We start from the raw sequence: 20,539 nt of genomic DNA, 5'->3' as shown, positions 1-20,539 counted from the left end.
AAAGCGTCTGGAAGCACGCGACTTCAGTCGTGTGAGGATAAAGTTTTTAATTCACTACTATGTCGTATAGAGAAATACAATATTTAGTTGAATACAAAAAATATTGTGAAGATTCATCTAAAAGAGGTAAATCAACGAAACACATAAATGGTAGAACATATAGCAACAAATACGAATCGTTTTGCAATGAATATTCAAAGCAAATAAAGGTATCTCCAGGAGAAGTTGATTACGTGTTCTTACATATTAAACAAACGGGATTCATTGAGGAAGAATTTGAAACAGAGTCTGGAGATGTAGATGAAAATGATAATACATTTGACTCATTGGATGTTGAAAGTAAGGGATATTATATAACAAAAGAGTTTCTGGATTTTTATGAAATGGTTTTGAAAAGAAATGAAAATAATGGATAAATAAAAAGCTACTTCTGTGAGGTTGACTTGCAGAAGTAGCTTTTTTTTAGATATTGGAGGGGGTAATAAATAAAGTTAATTGAATATCCAATCATCAAAAAGGGCACAAAAAACACCGTATTTCTACGGTGCGTTCTGTCAGATATATTCTGTTTTATGATAGCAGAAAACTGGAATTCACAGTTCTTCCATCCTTCCCATCTTCAGCGCCATAACAAGAGTTCCGGCTGCCATCACAAAGACACCAATTTCAATCACATAGATGGGAAGAAGCGCCGGACCTGCCACGGCAAAGAAGTCCACGATAAAATGAATCCCATATGCAAGAACCGCTGTAAAAGCCGCTGTCCTGCATTTGCCTGCCTTTACCGCCCGGTAGATCAGCAGTGACAACCCGATATGCAGAATGATGGCACTGATTCTTTCGATTCCGCTTACAAAAAAGAGTGGTGCCGGTGTTGTCCATAGGGCCGACAGCTGTGACACGGTCTGGTTTGCAGACTCAGCAGGAAGTGCCGCCAGCGTATTCTGCATGGCTCCGCTGTTGATCATCAGCATGGACACAAGATTGCTGATTCCGGAGAGTCCTCCGATCAGAATGGCCTCCACACCGCCATGCCCGATTCCATACATCAGTGCATTTGGAAAATCCAGCCATTTCTTCATCCAGAACTTCATGGCAATCAGTCTTCCGGTCTCTTCAAAAACCGCTGCAGCCAAAGCCGCGTACACATAGTAAAGCCATGGCCTGCTCTGTGCGTTCAGTCCGCAGAACTGAATGACAAGAACATGCAGCTGCTGTTCCAACAGCATGGCAAACAGCAGATAGGTTCCTGCTCCGATAAAGAACGAGGAAATCCTTGCCTTAAGCTTCACCCTTCCTGCAATGAACAAAGCAATCGGTACCCCCATCGAGAGGACAACGGAGCAGATAACTCCCGCTATCGCCAGACCTGATATTGTGTTCAATTCCATCTTTATACCTCCCTGATTCTCAAAAAATTCCTTTATTGTATTTGAACTGTCCATACAATATAAAGCCTAATCCGACAATAACTGCTGGAAGAATGATATAATCTATAATTATTTCACTCCAAAACGAAACAATAAAACCTAATACAAGAGATATTCCTATAATCAGCGTTCCTGTGCCGACTGTTTTTCCATACTTTGGTATATCTTCTTCCTTTACTTTTCGCCTGTTATAAGAGTGAATTGTGCTGATATTGCCTTTGATATTTACAATTCCCACAACAGATATGAACACTCCCAAAATCAACATTATAATATTTTCCATAATGACCTCCTAAAAATAGAATAGTTCCTCAAATTTTTTGTCCAATGCAATACAAAGAATTAGAGCCAATTTTGCAGTTGGATTAAACTGTCCTGTTTCAATAGAACTAATGGTATTTCTTGATACCCCTACCATTTCTGCAAGCTGAGCTTGAGAAAGATTTGCTTCTGTGCGAACTTCCTTTAAGTGATTTTTCAGTTGTAATTGTTCTTTCATATTCTCACCTCTAAAAGATGGCTAACAAATCCAACAAATGCCAAAATGGAAAGCACAAAAAACAGAACAGTCAAGACCAAATCGCTCTTTCGCTTCATTTTGATAAAACGAACTAACCATTGTGTTGCAATAATGCTGAAGTATATAACCCACGGACTGTAAATCATAGTATGAGCAAGCACAGAAGATAACAGCGAAAGCAAACAACACACTAAAACACCAACTCTGCTTGCGTGACTTCCGGCTTGATATACCACTTCCATTTCAGCCAAGTCCTTATTGCGATGTTCTTTTCTGCTTGCATTTAAGATTTCGTCCTTTTTCATAAAAACACCTCCATGCCAAGTTTTCTTTGCATATTTTAATTATACACATACCAAGTTTTCTTGTCAATAAAGTTCATAAAAAAGTTACAACCGATATAAGAGATAACTTTTCTACCACTTCGATTATGCGTTAGATTGGAATCTTGCTAGTGTGAAGTATTATATAACCAAATTGAAGGAAAAGAATTATCTGAAGAAGCAGGGAAGTAGCCAAAAAGGGAAATGGGTGATATTAACAAAACGAGATTAACACTTGTATCAATTCATATTAAACTATGAAATGTAAGGAGAGAAAGATGCCTAGAAAACCATCATTAGACGGCAAAGATTCTAGTCTGAGAATCAGGATGTCACCAGAGCAAAAAGAAAAGCTAGTATTTTATGCAGAGAGACATTATCAGACTATGAGTAATGTAATATTCCAGGCGTTGGACATTCTTTACGCAAGAGAAGAACAACAAAATAATAAAGAGTAAAATGGAGTTATTTTGGAGTTTATTTCTTCATTTTTTAGCACTCCTCTTTGGCACTTTTTTGATAATCCCCTTTGTAAGAATCAGAAAATCCGATTCATACGGAGCACCAGAGAAAACATCAAAAAAAGACACAGAAACATAGAGAAAAAAATTAGAAGCCTTGCATCAGGGAACGTCCTGACGCAGGGCTTTTTCAGTCCTGAAAGAAAAGGGAAGAAAAATAGTGCAGTATCCCGGAAGCGCCGGAAAAGGAAGTTTTTACAAGTGAGTTTGCTAAAAAAATGCAAAGTGGGTGTGCGAAGGGACAGGACATATAAGCTTTGTATTCTATCTGGCAAACTAGACAGACTTAAAAGTCATATTCTACCTTCGAGGGGTATGCTTTTCATCTAAAATAGAGTACGATTAATAAAAAAAGGAGGTAGATGGATGGATCTTATCAAAATTGGAAAATATATTGCAGGTAAGCGAAAGTCATTGGGGATGACACAAAAGCAACTGGCAGAAAAATTAGGTATGAGTGATAAGTCTGTTTCTAAATGGGAGCGAGGAGTTTCCCATAGTTAAAGATACCACACCAAATATGATGAACCCACGCTTATACACTACCAGCTATAATAAACCGCAAGGACAGCAATTTGATGATACTGCTGTCCTTTCTTTTATAAAATTGCAGTACACATAAAAAAGCTGTAAAATGATAAATATATTTGTCCTTGTAACAATTCTCGGACATTTGCCTGTTATACTATCTGCAAAAAGCAAAGGAAGTGAGGATATGAAGCAGATTTTAATTGTCGAGGACGACAGTTTTTTGAATAAGATGTTAGACTATAACCTGACCGCAGACGGTTACGGCGTGACTTCTGCCCTAAATGCCAGAACCGCAGCCGAAGCTATCCGTCAGCGGGAATTTGATCTGGTGCTGTTGGACATCAACCTGCCGGACGGCAACGGTTTTGAGCTGTGCAAGCTGATAAAGCCCCAGCACCCGGACACCATCGTAATATTCCTGACCGCCAACGATCAGGAGAGCGACCAGATACGGGGCTATGAGGTGGGCGCGGTGGACTACATCACAAAGCCCTTTGTGATCGGGGCCTTGCAGCGGAAAATCAAAGCCATGTTCGCCATGCTGGAACACCACAAACCGGCTAAGGACATTTACGACGACGGGCGGCTGTTTCTGGACTTCTCGGAGCAGACCGCTTCCCTAAACGGCAAGCCCCTGACCCTATCCCCGATGGAGTACAAAATGCTGAACCTGTTCCGCAAAAATCCCCGGCAAGTGCTGACCCGCGGGCAGCTTTTGGAAAGGCTGTGGGATATAGACGAGAGGTTTGTAGACGAACACACCCTGACAACCTCCATCAGCCGGATTCGCAGCAAGATCGAATCCGACGGCGGCGCGCCCTACATCAAGACCGTTTACGGCATGGGCTATCAATGGACGGGAGGTGAGGCAAAATGAAGTTTCAAAATCTCTCGGTAAAGCGGCTGTTTAGCCGGGTGGCAATGGGGCTTGTCCTCTCCATGTCCGGGATCACCATAGCCCTGTTTCTTGTGACAAAACAGACGGCGGTGCTGCTGACAGGCGGGGCGCTGCTGCTGTGCGCCCTTGTGGGGATTTTTGTACTGACGCAGGCGTTTGGAAAGCGGCTGTCGCAGTTTACCGCTGACCTGTGCCAGACCTTAGACCACATGATCGCCGGGAATGAAGCGCCCCAGCGGCCAGAGGACAGCGAAACCCAGCTTGCCAGAATCGGACACCGGCTGGCAAGGCTTTACCAGATCATGCAGGAGAACCGCCGCCGGGTGGACGAGGAACGGCAGGAGTTACAGACCCTTGTATCGGATATTTCCCATCAGGTGAAAACGCCGGTAAGCAATCTGAAAATGGCGACGGACACCCTGCTGGAAAAGCCCATGACCGAGTCGGAGCGCACCGACTTTATCCGGGGAATCCGCAGCCAGACGGATAAGCTGGACTTTCTCTTTCAGGCCCTTGTGAAAACCTCACGGCTGGAAACGGGCGTGATCCAGTTGGATAAGAAACCGGGTTGCCTCTTTGATACCGTAGCGCAGGCCATGAGTGGGATTGTGTATGCAGCGGAGAAAAAGGAAATCGCTGTGTCCGTGGACTGCCCGGAGGATTTGACCGTTTTCCATGACAGCAAGTGGACATCCGAAGCCCTCTTTAACCTGCTGGACAATGCAGTGAAGTACACCCCTGCAGGCGGGAAAATCGCTGTGTCGGTGGTGCTGTGGGAAATGTATGTGGAGATCAAAGTGACCGACACCGGCAAGGGCATTTCCGAAAGCAATCAGGCTGCCATCTTCCGGCGCTTCTATCGTGAGGAAGAAGTACACGAACAGCAGGGCGTGGGCATTGGCCTGTATCTGGCCCGAGAGATCGTAACGCGGCAGGGCGGCTATATCAAAGTGGTTTCGGAGCCGGGCAAGGGTTCAGAATTTTCCATTATGCTGCCGACAAAATAGAACGCGGCGGACGGCCATTTCCGGCTGCCCGCCGTAAATTTTTTTGAAATGTCCGAGCGTTGTAACATTTCACCTCGATTTTCAATGAAATTTTTTGGCCGCTGTAACATTTCGCGGACATTTAGGTTTTACAATACCCTTATCAAATATGGAGGTGATACAACCATGACATGGCCTTTTGAAAATGACACCAGCGCCATTACAAAGAAGCTGGCGCAAAGAAGCTTCAAAGCCAACAAATTACGAAATATTGTTGCTGTAATAGCAATCGTTTTAACATCAATGCTTTTTACTTCTGTAACGACTTTATGTGTTGGAGCGATCCAGTCTATACAGACAACTATTTTGCAAATTAGGGGAACCAGCCCGTCCACTGGTACATCTGTAAATTGGATTGCCATAATAGCAGCCCTGTTTTTTATTATGATTTTTGTAATAACGGGCTATTTGCTCATTCGCAATATTTTTGAGATTTCTGTTGTTCAAGAAATAAAGAAATATGGCTTATTAAGAACAATCGGAACAACGGAGAAGCAAATCAAGCGAATTGTTTATAAGCAAGCATTTTGGCTGTCTATAATTGGTATATCTATTGGGTTGATTTTAGGATATATAGTAGGAATACTTATGCTTCCGTGGATTCTTAATTTTATGAAAGGCGAGTATCACAATCTTTCTGTGAACTTGAGTTTTAATCCTATTATTTTTGTCGTTGCCGGGATATTTAGTGCGATTACTGTTTGGGTGAGCATAAAGAAACCATTCAAAATTGCAGCTACGATTTCGCCCATTGAGGCAACCAGATACTATGAAAAAGACAATTATCATAGTGCCAACAAGAATCGTCTTTCGTTTAAGAATAGAATAACAGAAATGGCATGGAGAAATTTAAGAAGAAATTCAAAGCGTACCATATTTATCGTCTTATCCATGATACTCTGCATTATTCTCCTAAACAGTGCAATCGCAATCGGAAATAGTGTTGATGTTAAAAAATATGTATCTTCTGTTACCTCATTTGATTTTGTTGTGGCAAGCCCAAACACATTTTCTAATGTGCAAGGTTTTCGATTTAAAGATGATTCTGTTAGTAATGAAATCATATCTGATATTGAAAATAATATTCCTGTGCTGAACGGAAGTCGAATTTATAAAAACACTTTGGATGATCTCAGTGTTACTTATGATTATGGTAGTTTGGTCACGGAAGTATTAGACGAATACACAGAAGATAATCACCTTATACGAAGTGGTATGGTTGATGGCAGAACTTATCCAGTAAAACTCGGTGTTGATTATCGACCTCTTTGCAATATTTACGGGGTAGAAAAATCAATACTTCCTAAATTGAATTTCATTGAGGGAGAAACAGATATACAGCAACTAACCTCATATTTGGAAAGTGGAAACTATGTTATAGAAATTTCAGCGATCAACCCAAATGAATCTCCTGAATTTCTTTGTCCGCTCAATCAGGAAGTTACCATTTACAAAGATGGATTGCCTTATAAAACGGTTTCGGTAATTGCGCGTGCAGTGGTTGATTTTTCATTGGTAGAATCTCCTGGTAAGAATGTTGGCTACACTGATGTTGGCGGCGATTGTCCTATTTTCTATATGAGTAATGAGATGTTTGTGGAATTGTATAACAATCCAGCCATAATGAGTTATGTGTTTGATGTGGAAAAAGAACACTTTTTGCCAGCGACCGAGTACATCAATTCTTTACCTACCGTTGAATACGCATCGTCTGAAACATTGGCACAAACTATGAATGGATTAAAACAAACTATTTTTATCATAGGTGGCCTTATTGGGTTTCTATTAGGAAGTATCGGGCTTGTGAATTTTTCCAACATCATTATAACGGGCATTATAAACCGGCAACGGGAATTTGCTACATTAGAGAGCATCGGAATGACGAAAAAACAAATTAACAAATTGACCGTATTGGAGGGATTGTTTTACGCATTTCTGATTTGTGTAATGGGTTTACCTCTCTCTCTTATTGTTGCAAATACAATTCTTCCTACTTTCTTTAATCAACCTGACTTATGGCTGTTTACAATACAGCCTACGATTTTCCCGTTGATATTAGAGGGAATTGTTATTTGCGTTGTGGCGATTATAGTTCCTCATGTTTCGTTTCGCTATTTTAGAAAAACAAGTATTGTAGCTCGATTAAGGGTAGTTGAATAATAATTTTGAAATGTCCGAGCGTTGTAACATTTCACCCCGATTTTCGATGAAATTTTTTGGCCGCTGTAACATTTCGCGGACATTTGGGTTTTACAATGACCTTATCAACAAAAGTGAGGAGGCGTTGCAATGGAACTGACCCCGACCATGATTTTGAATCTGGCGCTGCTGATCGTCCCGCCCGTTGCCCTTGTGCTGGCGTTCTGGCAAAGGCTGGCCCAGCACATCCGCTGGACGGTTGCCTTGACTGCCCTCTGTGATGTTCTCCCGTTTTGGGATGAACTGTTCTACTATGAGAGCTTCGGACTGTTCGCTGTGCTGATTCTGGTACAGTTGGCGGCCACCGGCGCAGCAGCGTTCCGCATTTACAACAAACAAAGAAAGGATTGAATTTTATGAGAATTTTACAGACTATCGACCTGAAAAAGTATTACGGCACAAAGCCGAATATCACCCGCGCCCTTGACGGCGTGAACTTCTCTGTAAATGACGGTGAGTTTGTGGCCGTTGTGGGAACCTCCGGCAGCGGCAAGTCCACCCTGCTTCACATGATGGGCGGGCTGGACACCCCTACTTCCGGCAATGTGATTGTCCGGGACAAAGAACTGTCGAAAATGAACGATGAACAGCTCACCATCTTCCGCCGCCGCAACATCGGCTTTATCTTCCAGAACTATAACCTTGTTCCTATCCTGAATGTGTATGAGAACATCGTCCTGCCGGTGGAACTGGACGGGGACACGGTGGATCAGAAGTTTTTGGATGAAATCGTTCACCTGCTGGGGCTGGAAGATAAACTGAAAAATATGCCGAACAATCTTTCCGGCGGACAGCAGCAGCGTGTGGCGATTGCCCGCGCCCTGATTACCAAACCGGCTATTGTGCTGGCCGACGAGCCGACCGGCAACCTTGACAGCAAGACCAGCGCCGAGGTGCTGGGGCTTATCAAGCGCACCAGTGCGGAGTTCCGGCAAACTGTTGTGATGATTACCCACAACAACGATATTGCCCGCCTTGCAGATCGGATTGTCCGCATTGAGGACGGCAAGATTGTGGAATAAGGAGGTAGCGGACTTATGGTATGGCCTTTTGAAAATGATACCAGCGCCATTACAAAGAAGCTGGCAAAGAAAAGTTTGCAAAGCGAGAAGCGCCGGAATCTGATGGTGGTGATTGCCGTTGCGCTGGCGGCATTTCTGATCTGCTTTACGGGAATTGTGTCTACCTCCCTGACACAAATGCAGCGCAATCAGGTTGTCGATACTTATGAGGCGGTCTGGCTGGGCGTAGAGGAAAACGACATTGAAACCCTGAAAGGACTGCCGGAGTTTGAGCGCGTAGGCGGCTACTATATGCTGGGTGATGAGCTTTCAGAACAGGGCTATCATGCGTCCTATGTGTATTGCGACGCGCAAATGATGGAGATTGCCAAGGCGCAGATGGAGTTGTTAGAGGGCCGGGTTCCTGAAAAAGCAAATGAAGTTGTTGTAAGCGAATACTTTCTTTCCACCTATGGAAACAATGCCAAGATCGGGGACACTGTGACCTTAGATACCGAGAGTTTTCATGGTGATTATGTCGTTACCGGCATTATGGACAGCGTAAATGAAAAAGAAGCGAATACCTGCGCTATCATTCTTTCCAACGCTGCCCTGACAGAATGGAAAGGGTTTGACCCGACTGGCTATCGCGCCTATGTCCATTTCAAAAACAGCGACCAGTTGGGCGAAGAACTGATGACCTCTTATTGCAGGGAGATTGCGGAGGAATATCAGCTTCCTATGCCCAAAATGAACAGCAAGTATTTTGCCTATGCTTCTAAATCCTTTGATTTTGCACTGATGGCTGGCGTGATTGCCCTTGTTCTGATCGGCGGCTATATCGTAATTCAAAGTATTTTCCGTATTTCCATCAATGACAAAATCCAAAGCTACGGGCAGCTTCGGACGATTGGTGCGACACCAAAGCAAATCAAGCGGATTGTAAAGAACGAGGGACGCAAACTCGGCAGTATCGGGATTCTGATTGGCACAGTGCTGGGCGTATGCGGCGGTTCCCTCCTGTTTTCCAAGGGTTTTAACGCTGTTTCCTATGTGGCAACGGTTATTTTAACGCTTATAAGCAGTTGGATCATGGTATCTGTTTCCATCCGTAAGCCGGTGAAAATTGCAGCAGGGATTTCCCCCATTGAAGCCGTCCGTTTTACCCCGGCGCAAAAGGACATCCGCAGCCGGAAAAAGAATATCAAGCTCAATCCTGTTTCAATGGGAATTGCAAATTTTAGGCGTGACCGAAAAAAGACCGTTGCTATTGTAGCCTCATTGAGTTTGGGCGGAATTATCCTGCTTGTGGTATCCTCCATTGTTTTGCTGCGCTCACCAGAGGCGCTTGCAAGACAGTTTTTCCCAGACGGCGACTATAAAATTTATTTGGATTCTGAAATGACAGAAGAAAAGGTTATGGCAGCGGGAAATCCATTGAATGAGGAATTAAAGCAGGAAATCTTATCTATTGATGGCGTTACAGATATAATTCCAAGCAGGCAATCTCTCCATGCAACTTATAAAACAGAGATTCATCAAGTTGGTGGTATGTGCGATATGCTGACCGACCAGAATTATGCGGCAGTTGAAGCGGCTCTGACAGAGGGAACCATGCCAACAGATTCCCGTAGTATTGTAATTGACTATAATGTGCTAAAGCAGAATGAGGATATGGGTGTTGGTTCAACGGTTGAGATTTCTTTGGGTGAAGAACAGCCATCCATTTCTGTTACCATATCGGGGTTATACGCTCCTGCAAAGGTATATTCAGGACATGGCAGGATGCACTTAGATGGGGCAACTCTTTTTGCACCAGAAGCGTTGTTCCACGAACTGCACCCGGAAATCACCTATTTTGACTATTCATGGAGCATTGTAAATGACCCTAAAAAAACGGACTATGTGGGAGCTGAATTGAAAAATATTGTTGCCAGCCATAGTAATATTGCCTTAGATGAAATCAATACAGTGATTGAATATGAAGAAATGACAAATTCTTTTGCGTTTGGCAGTATGGAGATACTTTCATTGTTGGTATTTCTCTTTGGCGTTATCAACCTTATCAATACGACACTCTCTAACCAGATAGCCCGAAAGCAGGAAAACAGTATTCTGCGTTCTATCGGCCTAACACAAAAACAGCTATGTAAAATGAACATCTGTGAGGGGCTGTGCTATGCGCTCTTTGCAACATTGGCAACGCTGATCGTTGGGCTTCCGGCTTCCATCTTTGCTTGCAGAAAAATGAGTGTAGGTGCTTTTGCCGGAAATGTAGTGCCTTATCAATTCCCGGTTTTGGAAATGGCGCTGTTCATTCTGGTATTGTTCGGAATGGAGCTGATCTTGTCTGTTTGGACAATCCGCAGACAGAAAAAACAATCTCTGATTGAACAAATGCGGGCAATGGAATAACCTTTTGAGATCGGCGGGGCGGCGTGTGCTGCCCCGCCTTTTTCGCCATTTCTCAAAGAAATTTTTGAAATGTCCGAGCTTTGTAACAATTCAGCCTGTTTTTCTGTCGAAATCAAAGGCACCTCGGACATTTATAGTTCTTCCAAAAGTTTGATGATAATATTACCATTCATGGAAGAAGCAATCTGTTATTGCAATAATGCGAAATTGACGATAGAAAGTTTTTCATATCTCGGTCAGCTCAACAATTACATTACTCTGCTGATACAGCCAGTCCGCAAATTCTTTCGGGCTGGCCGTTCCTGTTTTTACAGCTTTTTTTCTCTGTAAGGCTTCTTTCTTAAAGTCAGCAAAGGCAGCCTGTATTTTTTCCAGACGGTCAGCCGGAAAGCCTGCGGTATTTTTTACCCGGTTTATTTTGTTGCGCCAGTTCTGGCATTCATTTTTATAAAGCAGGTCATAGTTATTTTCTCTTGCCCTCTCGTCAAATTCCCGCTTGTTTTGAAGCGCCTGTGCTTTTCGGCATTTGTCACTGCACAGCTCATATCGCTGGCTCTTTGCCAGAAAATATTTCCCGCAGACCTTGCACTGCCGGAAACAAAGCCCCCAGTCATTCAGCCTGTTCAGATAATAGGTAATCAACGGGTAGAGGGACGCATAGGCAGACACACATTCTTCTGTGCGCCGGTTGTCCGGGAACCAGAGGTCAAGCCGGGTATCTTCTGACGGTGCGCCTTTGAAATAAAGGCTGCCAGCTTGAAATTGTTTCGGTTTTCCTGTCTCCCTGTCAAAGCTCATGGTTTCGTTTTGGAATACCCCGGTCAGTCTGCTCATTTTATCCATGAAGCGGTCACAGGCAGCGTTACGGTCACGGGGTTCTCTGGCAAGCAGATAGCTGTTCCAGATACGGAACGCCACATACATTTTCAGAGGGTCGTTGCTAAGATATTTCTCCCAAAGAAATTCGCTTGCCGCCTGCTCCAGCTCCGGCTGTTTCCATCGGTTGGAGTGGAGAGCTTGCCGCAGCGGAGAAAGCCCGTATAAGTTCCAGTCTCTGTCCGTGTCACGCTCAAAGTTTATCAAAAAAGTTCCCAGTGGGCGTGTCATATCACAAAGCACCTCTGCGTTTTGGCTCCCGTTCAGACGGAAGCGGATCTGCTGTTCTTCCCCAATCAAAATCCGCTCTTTCATTTTCTTCCTGTCCAGCGTCAGGACAAACAAAATCCTCTCAAAACATGGCTCATGCCGTATAAACTGATTCTCCATCCCTATCCCCTGCCTTTGTTTATGGTAATTATATAATTCAGTTATATCCGTTACACTCATGGTATCGCAGAATCATTGTTTTGTCAAGGATAGTACGCTATGATGATTGCGGTTGGTAATTTCGTACCGCACAGTACCTTGACAAGTGAATGACCGTCCAAAAGGGATATGACCGGCAGGAGAAGTGACGCATTCGGCGCACCAATGCAGGGAAACACCGCAGGAATGGGGCAGGAAAACGGATTTTGGGGAGAACGGCAACAGGAAGCATTTTAACCTATTTGATTTATGGGAGGAACAGAATGAACGATAAAAAGAGATTGAACAGCTATGAGGATTTACCGCTGGTTCTGGATGTAGCGGACATTCAGCGGATTATGGGAATTTCAAGAGCGAGCGCCTATGAGCTAGTACACACACCCGGCTTTCCGGCGTTCCGCAGGGGTAGGCTTATCAAGGTCAGCAAAATTGCTTTCTTTGAATGGATGGCAAAAGGCTCCGAAACCGTACCGAGAAGCGACAAATAAGCGTGAGGTATCATTCCCTGACTGCAATACTGCCGCACTTTCCAAAGGAGCATACAGAGGGAAAAAAACTTAAAAATGATACCGAAACGCTACACCAAAACAGCCTATCTGTGTACATCAGGTAGAAATGGAGAAAGGAGCCGGTTATGGCAAGAATGAGCAACAAGCGGCGGCTGGAATGGTCTTTCTTCTTAAATGACCGCAGCCGTATCACTTACAACGAACTGTGCCGGAAATGCCAGCACGAATGTAAACAGAGCTTCCGGGCGGTTGTGGTTGACTGCCCGAAGTATCTTTCCAAGCGTTCCAAGAAAAAGGACAAAACTGCCGGAAACGGCAAAATCCCTTAGGAACTAAGGGCGCACTTCTATACATAGTCTAAAGACCATGTATCGTGCGTCCTGCGGAGCTTACCTCTGCCGCTGATAAAATCAGCAATCCGAGGTCTGCGTTCGCTTTGCTCCGACAAGGTGGCTACACCCCCTTGCGCCGCTAAAGCGGCTATCCCCTGTGTACCCGCCGCAAAGAGAAATCCGCTTTGCGGTTTTCCCTTTTCATCGGGTTTTATAGAAGCACTGACACACGGACTGTCTGCGGATGGTCTTTCTTTATCTTATCAGCAAAGGATGTGAGAACATGGAAAAATCTTTGGAACAGTTGAAGCAGGAATATGAAAAAACCACTGTCCTGCTGGAACGGGAAAAACGGAAAATGCAGCGTTTGAAAAACCGGCAGGCGTATCTGGAAAGCGGTTCCCGGAAACAGAGGACGCACCGGCTAATTACCCGTGGGGCAGCCGTTGAGAGCATTGCGCCACAGACAAAGGAGCTATCCGAAGCGGAATTTTATTCCCTCATGGAAAACATTTTGAATCTGCCGCAGGCGGAGCATTTCATCCGGTCTGCCACTGAGAACCACGCCCGTATTTCCGGGCAGGAGAAAGGCGGTGACTAAGGATAGCACTTTATCATTTTTCAATCGCACAGATAAAGCGTAGCGCCGGTCAGAGCGCCATTGCAAGCGCAGCCTACCGATCCGGGGAGCGTCTTTACAGCAGCTACTATGGAGAAGTCAGCGATTACACCAAAAAGGGCGGCGTGATTGCTTCGGAAATCATGCTGCCGCCCCATGCGCCGGAAATATATCTTGACCGGGCGACCCTCTGGAATGCTGTGGAGAGCTGCGAGAAACATCCAAAAGCACAGCTTGCCTATTCCTTTGATATTGCCATGCAGAATGAATTGACGCTGGAAGAAAACATGGAGCTGGCAAGGAAGTTCGTGCAGGAGCAGTTTGTGGCAAAAGGCATGATTGCCGATCTTGCTTTTCACAACCCGGAGAAAGAGGACGGCGGCATCCCTAACCCGCATTTCCATGTGATGACAACCATGCGCCCTTTGAACCCGGATGGCACATGGGGACAAAAACAGCGGCGGGAATATCTTCTTGATGAAGATGGAAACCGAATCCGGGATAAAAACGGCGATTATATGTTTAACGCTGTCCATACAACAGACTGGCATGAGCCGGAAACGCTGGAACACTGGCGGGAGCAGTGGGCGGCTGCCGTTAATACAAAATTTGAGGAAAAAGGGCTGGATGTGCGTATCGACCACCGTTCCTATGTGCGGCAGGGGCTTGACCTGATACCTACTGTCCACGAGGGAGCTAATGTCCGGCAGATGGAAGCAAAGGGCATCCGCACCGAGAAAGGGGAACTGAACCGCTGGATTAAAGCCACCAACCGGCTTATACAGGATGTGAGGAAGAAGATCAAAGCCCTGTTTGTCTGGATGGCAGAGGTAAAAGAAGAACTTTCCAAACCCCAGACACCGAGCCTTGCCGACCTGCTGATCGCTTATTACAACCAGCGCAACGCAGGGGCATGGAGCAATAAAGCCAGAACCGGAAACTTAAAGCAGTTTGCCGAAGCCGTCAATTATCTGACGGAAAACAAGCTGCTCACATTAGAGGATTTGCAGGAGCGTCTTTCCTCTGTCAGTGAAGAATTTGAAGCATTAAGCGGCTCCATGAAAAAGAAATCTGCCCGGATAAAGGAATTGCAGGAATTGATACGGGAGGGCGAGAATTACCAGCGGCTAAAACCTATTCATACGGAATTGAACAATATCAAGTTTAAGAAACAGAGGGAGAAATTTGAAACATCCCACGATGCGGAGTTACGGCTGTTTTATGCCGCCCGCCGTATTCTGAAAGAAAAACTGGACGGAAAACCCATTGCCCTGAAAGCATGGAAACAGGAATACGCACAGTTAAAAACAGAGTATGCCGAACTGTCTCCGCAGCACAAGCCGCTCCGGGAGGAAGTCATACGGCTGCGGCAGGTGCAGAACGCCGTAGATACCGCACTGCGCCGGAGGGAGCAGTCACAGGAAGTACAGAGAAAGAAACACGAGATGGAATTATGATATAATCGGCAGCTTTACCGCTGCCGGCATTTTTATGGAGGGAGCATTTGAATGTATTTGAAGCGGTGAAACAGTCTGTTACCACCCGGCAGGCTGCTTCATTCTATGGAATCCGGGTGGGGAGAAACGGCATGGTCTGCTGTCCATTCCACAATGACCGCACGCCCAGCATGAAAGTGGACAGCCGCTTTTACTGCTTCGGCTGCGGGGCTTCCGGGGATGTGATCGACTTTTCCGCTTTGCTGCATGGATTGGGGAAACGGGAAGCTGCGGTCAGGCTTGCGGAGGACTTCGGCGTTTCCTATGAGAAATCCGGCAATGCGCCGCCAGATAGGAAGCGTCACAACAGGTCACAGCCCCGACAAAAATCAGCGGAGCAGAGATTTCAGGAAACGGAACGGTATTGTTTCCGGGTGCTATGCGATTATCTGCGCCTGTTGGAGCATTGGAAAACAGCATACGCCCCACAGCCGCAGGATGCCATCTGGCATCCTCTTTTTGTGGAAGCGTTGCAGAGGATAAGCTACACAGAATACCTTTTGGATATTTTGTTATACGGAGAAATAGAAGAAAAAGCGGCGTTGATCGCCGCACAGGGAAAGGAGGTGCTGCGGCTTGAACAGCGAATTTCAGAGATTGCCGCTGGAAACGCAGGAAGCGGTCAAAAAGACGATGGACACAATGGAACCGGCGCAGACACCAGCAGAAATCCGGGAGACATTAGAGGGGACGCAGAAAGGCGGCGTGAAGAACAGCATCCGAAACTGCCTGACGGTGTTCCAGCGTGACCCGCTGTTTCGTGGGGCGCTGCGCCTGAACCTTTTGACGGAGCAGATTGACATTGTGAAGCCGCTGGGCTGGGAGCGCACCAGTACCACGCTGACCGACATGGACATGAACTACCTGCTTTTGTATCTGGAAGAAAATTACGGGCTTACCAGCGAGAAAAAGGTGCAGAGCGCCATCAAGATTGTTGCCAATGAAAACCGCTACCATCCAGTCAGGGATTACCTGAACAGCCTGCAATGGGACGGCACAGAGCGCATCCGTTACGCCCTGCATCACTTTCTGGGAGCCGATACGGACGAATACACCTATGAAGCCTTGAAACTGTTCCTGATGGGAGCCATCCGGCGGGTATTCAGACCGGGGAGCAAGTTTGAGGTCATGCTCTGTCTGGTTGGTGGTCAGGGAGCCGGGAAATCTACCTTTTTCCGGCTGCTGGCAGGCAGGGACGAATGGTTTTCAGACGATTTGAAAAAGCTGGACGATGAAAATGTGTACCGCAAGCTGCAAGGGCATTGGATTATCGAGATGTCGGAGATGATTGCCACAGCCAACGCCAAGAGTATTGAGGAAATCAAGTCATTCTTAAGCCGCCAGAAAGAAACCTACAAAGTGCCGTATGAGACACATCCGGCAGACCGGCTGCGGCAATGTGTATTTGGAGGGACGACCAACCGGCAGGACTTTTTGCCCCGTGACCGCACCGGCAACCGGCGCTTTCTCCCCGTGACGGTGTACCCGGAACGGGCGGAGGTTCACATACTGGACGATGAAGCGGCGGCGAGGGCGTATATCGAACAGATGTGGGCGGAAGCCATGACGGTTTATCGCAGTGGGAAGTATAAGCTGTCATTCAGCATGGAAATGAACCGATACCTGAACGCCCACCAGCAGGACTTTATGCAGGAAGACACACAGGCCGGCATGATCTACGCCTATTTGGAGGACTACACCGGCGACAGGGTATGTTCCAAGCAGCTTTATGAGGAAGCGCTGGGGAACTTAAATTCCCCGGCAGACTGGGAGACACGGGCAATCTGCGAGATTATGAATACCGGCATTGCGGGCGGCATCATACAGGGCTGGGTAGCCTACAAAAGCCCGAAGCGGTATAAGAAATACGGTTCTCAAAAAGGCTGGGAGCGTGTCAACCAAGCTCCGCCGGAGGGGGACGGTTTTCAGGAAATCACGGAAGAAGAAGCCCGGCAAATGGAACTTCCATTCTGAAAAGCCACCGGTTGACAGTTTGGTTGACGCTTTGGTTGACAGCCGGTTGACGGGGAAAAGCCTGATATTTGGGGCATTTCTCTCCTTTGTCAACCATGTCAACCAAGAAATCAAAGAAAAAGTAAAAAGTAATAATAGAGCGCCTATGGATTGTTTTCAAAGTCTTTTCTGCCGGTTGACACGGTTTGGTTGACACGGAGACAGTCTGCGGCTGTACACCTGTCTGACATTCCCTTGTCGGGCATATTTCATTTATGGAGGTAACTGCCTATGGCAAAAAGCAAAAACGAGAGCAATAACAAAAACAGCGGCACCCTGCTTACCGAAAAAGACGGCACCCAGTATTTTGTCATGGGGAAAGTCCGTATCAAGGTATCGGAGCATTTCGCACAGGATGGGAAGCCGCTTGACAGCCTGCTGGAAGATGTGATCCAGCACGCTGCCGCCGCTTCCTGAAAAAATACGGAATAACGACTGTCAATCAGCCCACGCTTATGATATACTTGTACCAGCGAGTATTGTATAAGCGTGGGTTGTTTCTTTTAGAAGGAGGATTTTTAACCGTGAAACAACCATACAATACAACGATTTATAACACTGCACTATATTTGAGATTGAGCCGTGACGATGAATTACAGGGGGAAAGCGGCAGTATCCAGACCCAGCGCATGATGCTTAGACAGTATGCCGCAGAGCATGGGCTGACCGTTGTAGACGAGTACATTGACGACGGATGGAGTGGGACAAATTTCGAGCGTCCAAGTTTCCAAAGGATGATTGATGACATCGAAGACGGGAAAATCAACTGCGTTGTCACAAAGGACTTATCCCGTCTGGGAAGAAACTATATCCTGACCGGTCAGTACACGGAAATCTATTTCCCCAGCAAGGGAGTACGCTACATTGCCATCAATGACAATGTGGACACCATCAACGGAGAAAGCGAGCTTGCACCGTTCTTAAACATCCTGAATGAAATGCACGCCCGACAGACCAGCAAAAAGGTCAAGGCTGCCATGCACACAAGATTTGCCAATGGCGCACACTATGGAGCCTATGCACCGCTGGGCTATGTAAAAGACCCGGACAAAAAAGGTCATCTTCTGATCGACCCGGAAACACGCTGGATTGTAGAGAAGATTTTTGACCTTGCTGTACACGGGCGTGGAGCCGCCAGCATTACACGGATTCTGGTGGAGGAAAAAGTACCTACCCCCGGCTGGCTGAACTATGAAAGATACGGGACTTTCGCCAATATCTACGCCGGTGCGCCCGCAGAAAAAGCCTATGCGTGGACGATAGCACAGGTCAAGAGCATTTTGAAAGAGGAAACCTACATCGGTCACAGCATTCACAACAAGCAGAGCAACATTTCATTCAAGAACAAGAAAAAGGTGCGGAAGCCGCAGGAAGAATGGTATCGTGTGGAAAATACCCACGAAGCCATCATTTCTGAAGAAGTGTTCCAAAAAGTTCAGGAGCTGATTGCAAGCAGACGCAGGAAACGCAGAAACGGTACGACACAGATTTTCGCAGGATTGATAAAATGTGCAGACTGCGGATGGTCTTTAGCCTATGGGGAAAACAAGCAGAATAAGAACCCATACGGGTACTACCATTGCAGCAAGCACGGGCAGGGATTACGCCAGTGTTCCATGCACTATATCCGCTATGATGTACTGTATGCCTATGTGCTTGCAAGACTGCAATACTGGTCTATGCTGGCACAGAAAGACGAGGACAATCTGCTGAAACGCCTGCTCAATGCCAGCGACAGGGAAAGAAACTCTGCGAAGAAAAAGCAGGCTGCGGAGCTGAAAAAGGCGGAAAAGCGTAAAGCCGAGGTTGACGGGCTGTTTGCTAAAATGTATGAGGACTGGTCTGCCGGACGCATAACCGAGTATAACTTCAATATGCTGTCCGAGAAGTACCAGAACGAGCAAAGGGAGCTTGAAACAAAAATAAGGCAGCTTCACGAAACGATGGAAGCCGCCGTACAGACCGCAGCGGACGCTGAAAAGTGGATTGCCCTGATGAAACAGTATGTCAACCCTGTGGAGCTGACCGCCGAACTTCTGAACACTCTAATTGAAAAAATAACCGTCCACGAAGCTGTCAAGGGCGAGGACGGAAGCCGTGAGCAGGAAGTAGAAATCTACTACCGCTTCATCGGCAAAATCGACTGACCTTTCTTTTTTACCCAACAATATCTTTAATTAAGGGAGACGGGAGTTTGCCTGCCGGATGTATCTGTTTATAAAGAACTTTGTTCAATTCTTGGTATTAGCCTCAATGAGTTTTTGGCTGGAGAAGATATAGCTCAAGAGAATATGATTCAGAAGTCAGAAACAAATATTATTGAAGTGATCAGAGATAATATAGATAAACAGAAATGTCTAAAGGTTATGAAATGTATATTATTAGTCATATCTATCTGTGCGGTATCAGTAATCGGATTTACCATATACCGTCTGAAAAAACCACAGAATTATATTTCTCCTGTTGCAAAGGATAGCATAGAAATGCAGACAGCAGAACTGCTTGCTGGACCGGATGGAGCATTTGTCTATAAGTTTATCACAACGGATGAATATAAAAAACTCAGATTACATATTTATCGATACGAATCAGGAAAATTGAGTGATCAGGACAAAGTTGAAATGGGATTTGAAGATATTGGTTCGCCAAAAAGTGGTGAAATCGTAATGGTGCCTGATTTCGATAATTATGTAATTAAGTTAATTATTTCTGGAGGTGGTAGTAGGTTGTCAACAGAAATTCCTATTTTAGAAAATGTAGAAAATAGAGAATACTATGGCAGAACAGCAACTGAAATAAAAAATGTCGTAGACATTAGATACGATAAGCAGCAGCCACTTATTGCCTTTGTTTATGATAATGATGAAATGAGTGTTCCGACTTTAGACGATTTTATAAATAGCCAAACAGATTTTCTTTCAAAAAATGATTATGTGTATTATGTGGCATTTGAGTTTTGTAAGTAATAGATTTGATAATATGTTTCGGATAGAGCTGTTCCGTAATTCATTTCCGGTGACAAATGAAAAAGAAAGGAGGTAGAGTGGAGAACAGACCTTAGCGATACACAGCAAAAGATTATAAAGTTGCTTTCAGAAGATCATCAATTATCAGCGGTTAAGTTAGCTGAAAAAATTGGGATTGTCAGTCGAAATATTGAGAACAATATTAAGAAGTTAAAAGAATATGGTATTCTCATAGGACATGGTTCTCCAAAGAATGGTTACTGGGAGATTATAGATAAAGATCTACAGGAGTGAGAAGTAAATTAATCCAAGATTAGTCAAATGCTGAGAGAAATAGACCTTCGCAGACGTAATGTTTGCGGAGGTTTTTTTGATAAAAAATTAATCACGATAATAATGTGATGATATCACAGAA

The 20,539-nt window shown here is 45.3% G+C and carries 22 protein-coding genes and 2 pseudogenes; 19 read left to right on the top strand and 5 right to left on the bottom strand.

The window, feature by feature from the left end; all coding sequences use genetic code 11:
• The first annotated feature begins 59 nt into the window (after positions 1-59).
• A complete protein-coding gene (locus tag LJE12_RS11720) occupies positions 60-416 on the top strand; it encodes a hypothetical protein (RefSeq protein ID WP_147420600.1) in 357 nt (118 codons plus the stop codon).
• Positions 417-593: 177 nt separating this feature from the next.
• Here LJE12_RS11720 and LJE12_RS11715 read toward each other — a convergent pair whose 3' ends face one another.
• Genes LJE12_RS11715 through LJE12_RS11700 form a run of 4 tightly spaced genes read right to left on the bottom strand, consistent with a single transcriptional unit; the run spans position 594 to position 2,255 of the window.
• Positions 594-1,391: a YhfC family intramembrane metalloprotease gene (locus LJE12_RS11715; protein WP_226854287.1), complete on the bottom strand. Its 798-nt coding sequence runs from the start codon at positions 1,389-1,391 to the stop codon at positions 594-596.
• A gap of 19 nt (positions 1,392-1,410) precedes the next feature.
• Positions 1,411-1,713, bottom strand: coding sequence for a hypothetical protein (locus tag LJE12_RS11710; RefSeq protein ID WP_008121271.1), 303 nt, complete (start codon positions 1,711-1,713; stop codon positions 1,411-1,413).
• A gap of 9 nt (positions 1,714-1,722) precedes the next feature.
• Complete coding sequence (locus LJE12_RS11705; protein WP_003865061.1) at positions 1,723-1,929, bottom strand: helix-turn-helix transcriptional regulator; 207 nt, start codon at positions 1,927-1,929, stop codon at positions 1,723-1,725.
• Positions 1,926-2,255 (bottom strand): DUF6442 family protein, encoded by a 330-nt coding sequence (locus LJE12_RS11700; protein WP_008705292.1) that lies wholly within the window; start codon positions 2,253-2,255, stop codon positions 1,926-1,928. Before LJE12_RS11700 ends, LJE12_RS11705 begins: the two co-directional genes overlap by 4 nt.
• A gap of 296 nt (positions 2,256-2,551) precedes the next feature.
• On the opposite strand from LJE12_RS11700, the gene LJE12_RS11695 reads away from it, so the two are divergent.
• From LJE12_RS11695 to LJE12_RS11660, 8 genes and pseudogenes are all read left to right on the top strand, one after another.
• Positions 2,552-2,731, top strand: a complete 180-nt coding sequence (locus LJE12_RS11695; RefSeq protein WP_055054148.1) for a hypothetical protein — start codon at positions 2,552-2,554, stop codon at positions 2,729-2,731.
• Positions 2,732-3,160: 429 nt separating this feature from the next.
• Positions 3,161-3,286: pseudogene (locus tag LJE12_RS11690) on the top strand (helix-turn-helix domain-containing protein); the annotation flags it as partial.
• 223 nt (positions 3,287-3,509) lie between these two features.
• Positions 3,510-4,202, top strand: a complete 693-nt coding sequence (locus LJE12_RS11685) for a response regulator transcription factor (protein ID WP_118608676.1) — start codon at positions 3,510-3,512, stop codon at positions 4,200-4,202.
• Positions 4,199-5,230 (top strand): sensor histidine kinase, encoded by a 1,032-nt coding sequence (locus LJE12_RS11680; protein ID WP_227132542.1) that lies wholly within the window; start codon positions 4,199-4,201, stop codon positions 5,228-5,230. The genes LJE12_RS11685 and LJE12_RS11680 overlap by 4 nt, the downstream gene beginning before the upstream one ends.
• A 165-nt stretch (positions 5,231-5,395) precedes the next feature.
• Complete coding sequence (locus tag LJE12_RS11675) at positions 5,396-7,429, top strand: ABC transporter permease (protein ID WP_227132545.1); 2,034 nt, start codon at positions 5,396-5,398, stop codon at positions 7,427-7,429.
• Between the two features lie 129 nt (positions 7,430-7,558).
• The gene (locus LJE12_RS11670) at positions 7,559-7,819 is read left to right on the top strand and encodes a hypothetical protein (RefSeq protein WP_227132548.1); all 261 of its coding nucleotides are present in this window, start codon (positions 7,559-7,561) and stop codon (positions 7,817-7,819) included.
• A gap of 5 nt (positions 7,820-7,824) precedes the next feature.
• Positions 7,825-8,490 (top strand): ABC transporter ATP-binding protein, encoded by a 666-nt coding sequence (locus tag LJE12_RS11665; protein ID WP_173788028.1) that lies wholly within the window; start codon positions 7,825-7,827, stop codon positions 8,488-8,490.
• A 15-nt stretch (positions 8,491-8,505) separates the two neighbouring features.
• The gene (locus LJE12_RS11660) at positions 8,506-10,884 is read left to right on the top strand and encodes an ABC transporter permease (RefSeq protein WP_227226970.1); all 2,379 of its coding nucleotides are present in this window, start codon (positions 8,506-8,508) and stop codon (positions 10,882-10,884) included.
• 225 nt (positions 10,885-11,109) lie between these two features.
• Here the strand turns inward: LJE12_RS11660 and LJE12_RS11655 are convergent, their stop codons facing one another.
• Positions 11,110-12,150 carry a DUF6076 domain-containing protein gene (locus LJE12_RS11655; RefSeq protein ID WP_118608674.1) on the bottom strand — a complete coding sequence of 347 codons (1,041 nt, stop codon included), beginning with the start codon at positions 12,148-12,150 and terminating at the stop codon, positions 11,110-11,112.
• A gap of 302 nt (positions 12,151-12,452) precedes the next feature.
• Between LJE12_RS11655 and LJE12_RS11650 the strand changes: the two genes are divergently transcribed.
• The 10 genes and pseudogenes from LJE12_RS11650 to LJE12_RS20675 all read left to right on the top strand — a co-directional run.
• Positions 12,453-12,677: a helix-turn-helix domain-containing protein gene (locus tag LJE12_RS11650; protein WP_008368839.1), complete on the top strand. Its 225-nt coding sequence runs from the start codon at positions 12,453-12,455 to the stop codon at positions 12,675-12,677.
• Positions 12,678-12,823: 146 nt separating this feature from the next.
• Positions 12,824-13,027 carry a hypothetical protein gene (locus LJE12_RS11645; protein ID WP_004614949.1) on the top strand — a complete coding sequence of 68 codons (204 nt, stop codon included), beginning with the start codon at positions 12,824-12,826 and terminating at the stop codon, positions 13,025-13,027.
• Positions 13,028-13,313: 286 nt separating this feature from the next.
• Positions 13,314-13,631 (top strand): DUF3847 domain-containing protein, encoded by a 318-nt coding sequence (locus tag LJE12_RS11640; RefSeq protein WP_009260053.1) that lies wholly within the window; start codon positions 13,314-13,316, stop codon positions 13,629-13,631.
• Between the two features lie 2 nt (positions 13,632-13,633).
• Positions 13,634-15,106: a MobQ family relaxase gene (mobQ, locus tag LJE12_RS11635; protein ID WP_227226976.1), complete on the top strand. Its 1,473-nt coding sequence runs from the start codon at positions 13,634-13,636 to the stop codon at positions 15,104-15,106.
• A 47-nt stretch (positions 15,107-15,153) separates the two neighbouring features.
• A complete protein-coding gene (locus LJE12_RS11630; protein WP_024730557.1) occupies positions 15,154-15,894 on the top strand; it encodes a CHC2 zinc finger domain-containing protein in 741 nt (246 codons plus the stop codon).
• Positions 15,779-17,119: a virulence-associated E family protein gene (locus tag LJE12_RS11625; RefSeq protein WP_009321442.1), complete on the top strand. Its 1,341-nt coding sequence runs from the start codon at positions 15,779-15,781 to the stop codon at positions 17,117-17,119. Before LJE12_RS11630 ends, LJE12_RS11625 begins: the two co-directional genes overlap by 116 nt.
• Before the next feature lie 270 nt (positions 17,120-17,389).
• Complete coding sequence (locus LJE12_RS11620) at positions 17,390-17,575, top strand: hypothetical protein (protein ID WP_004849804.1); 186 nt, start codon at positions 17,390-17,392, stop codon at positions 17,573-17,575.
• Positions 17,576-17,682: 107 nt separating this feature from the next.
• Complete coding sequence (locus tag LJE12_RS11615) at positions 17,683-19,305, top strand: recombinase family protein (protein WP_118608672.1); 1,623 nt, start codon at positions 17,683-17,685, stop codon at positions 19,303-19,305.
• Positions 19,306-19,419: 114 nt separating this feature from the next.
• Positions 19,420-20,124: a hypothetical protein gene (locus LJE12_RS11610; RefSeq protein WP_025580600.1), complete on the top strand. Its 705-nt coding sequence runs from the start codon at positions 19,420-19,422 to the stop codon at positions 20,122-20,124.
• A 102-nt stretch (positions 20,125-20,226) separates the two neighbouring features.
• Positions 20,227-20,418, top strand: a pseudogene (locus LJE12_RS20675) (HTH domain-containing protein); the annotation flags it as partial.
• Positions 20,419-20,539 lie beyond the last annotated feature (121 nt).

Origin of the sequence: Blautia sp. DFI.6.71, assembly GCF_020593585.1 — a bacterium.
Taxonomy (GTDB): domain Bacteria; phylum Bacillota; class Clostridia; order Lachnospirales; family Lachnospiraceae; genus Blautia_A; species Blautia_A wexlerae.
Note: the sequence above shows the minus strand (reverse complement) of the source record. Positions and strands in the feature narration are given on the sequence as shown.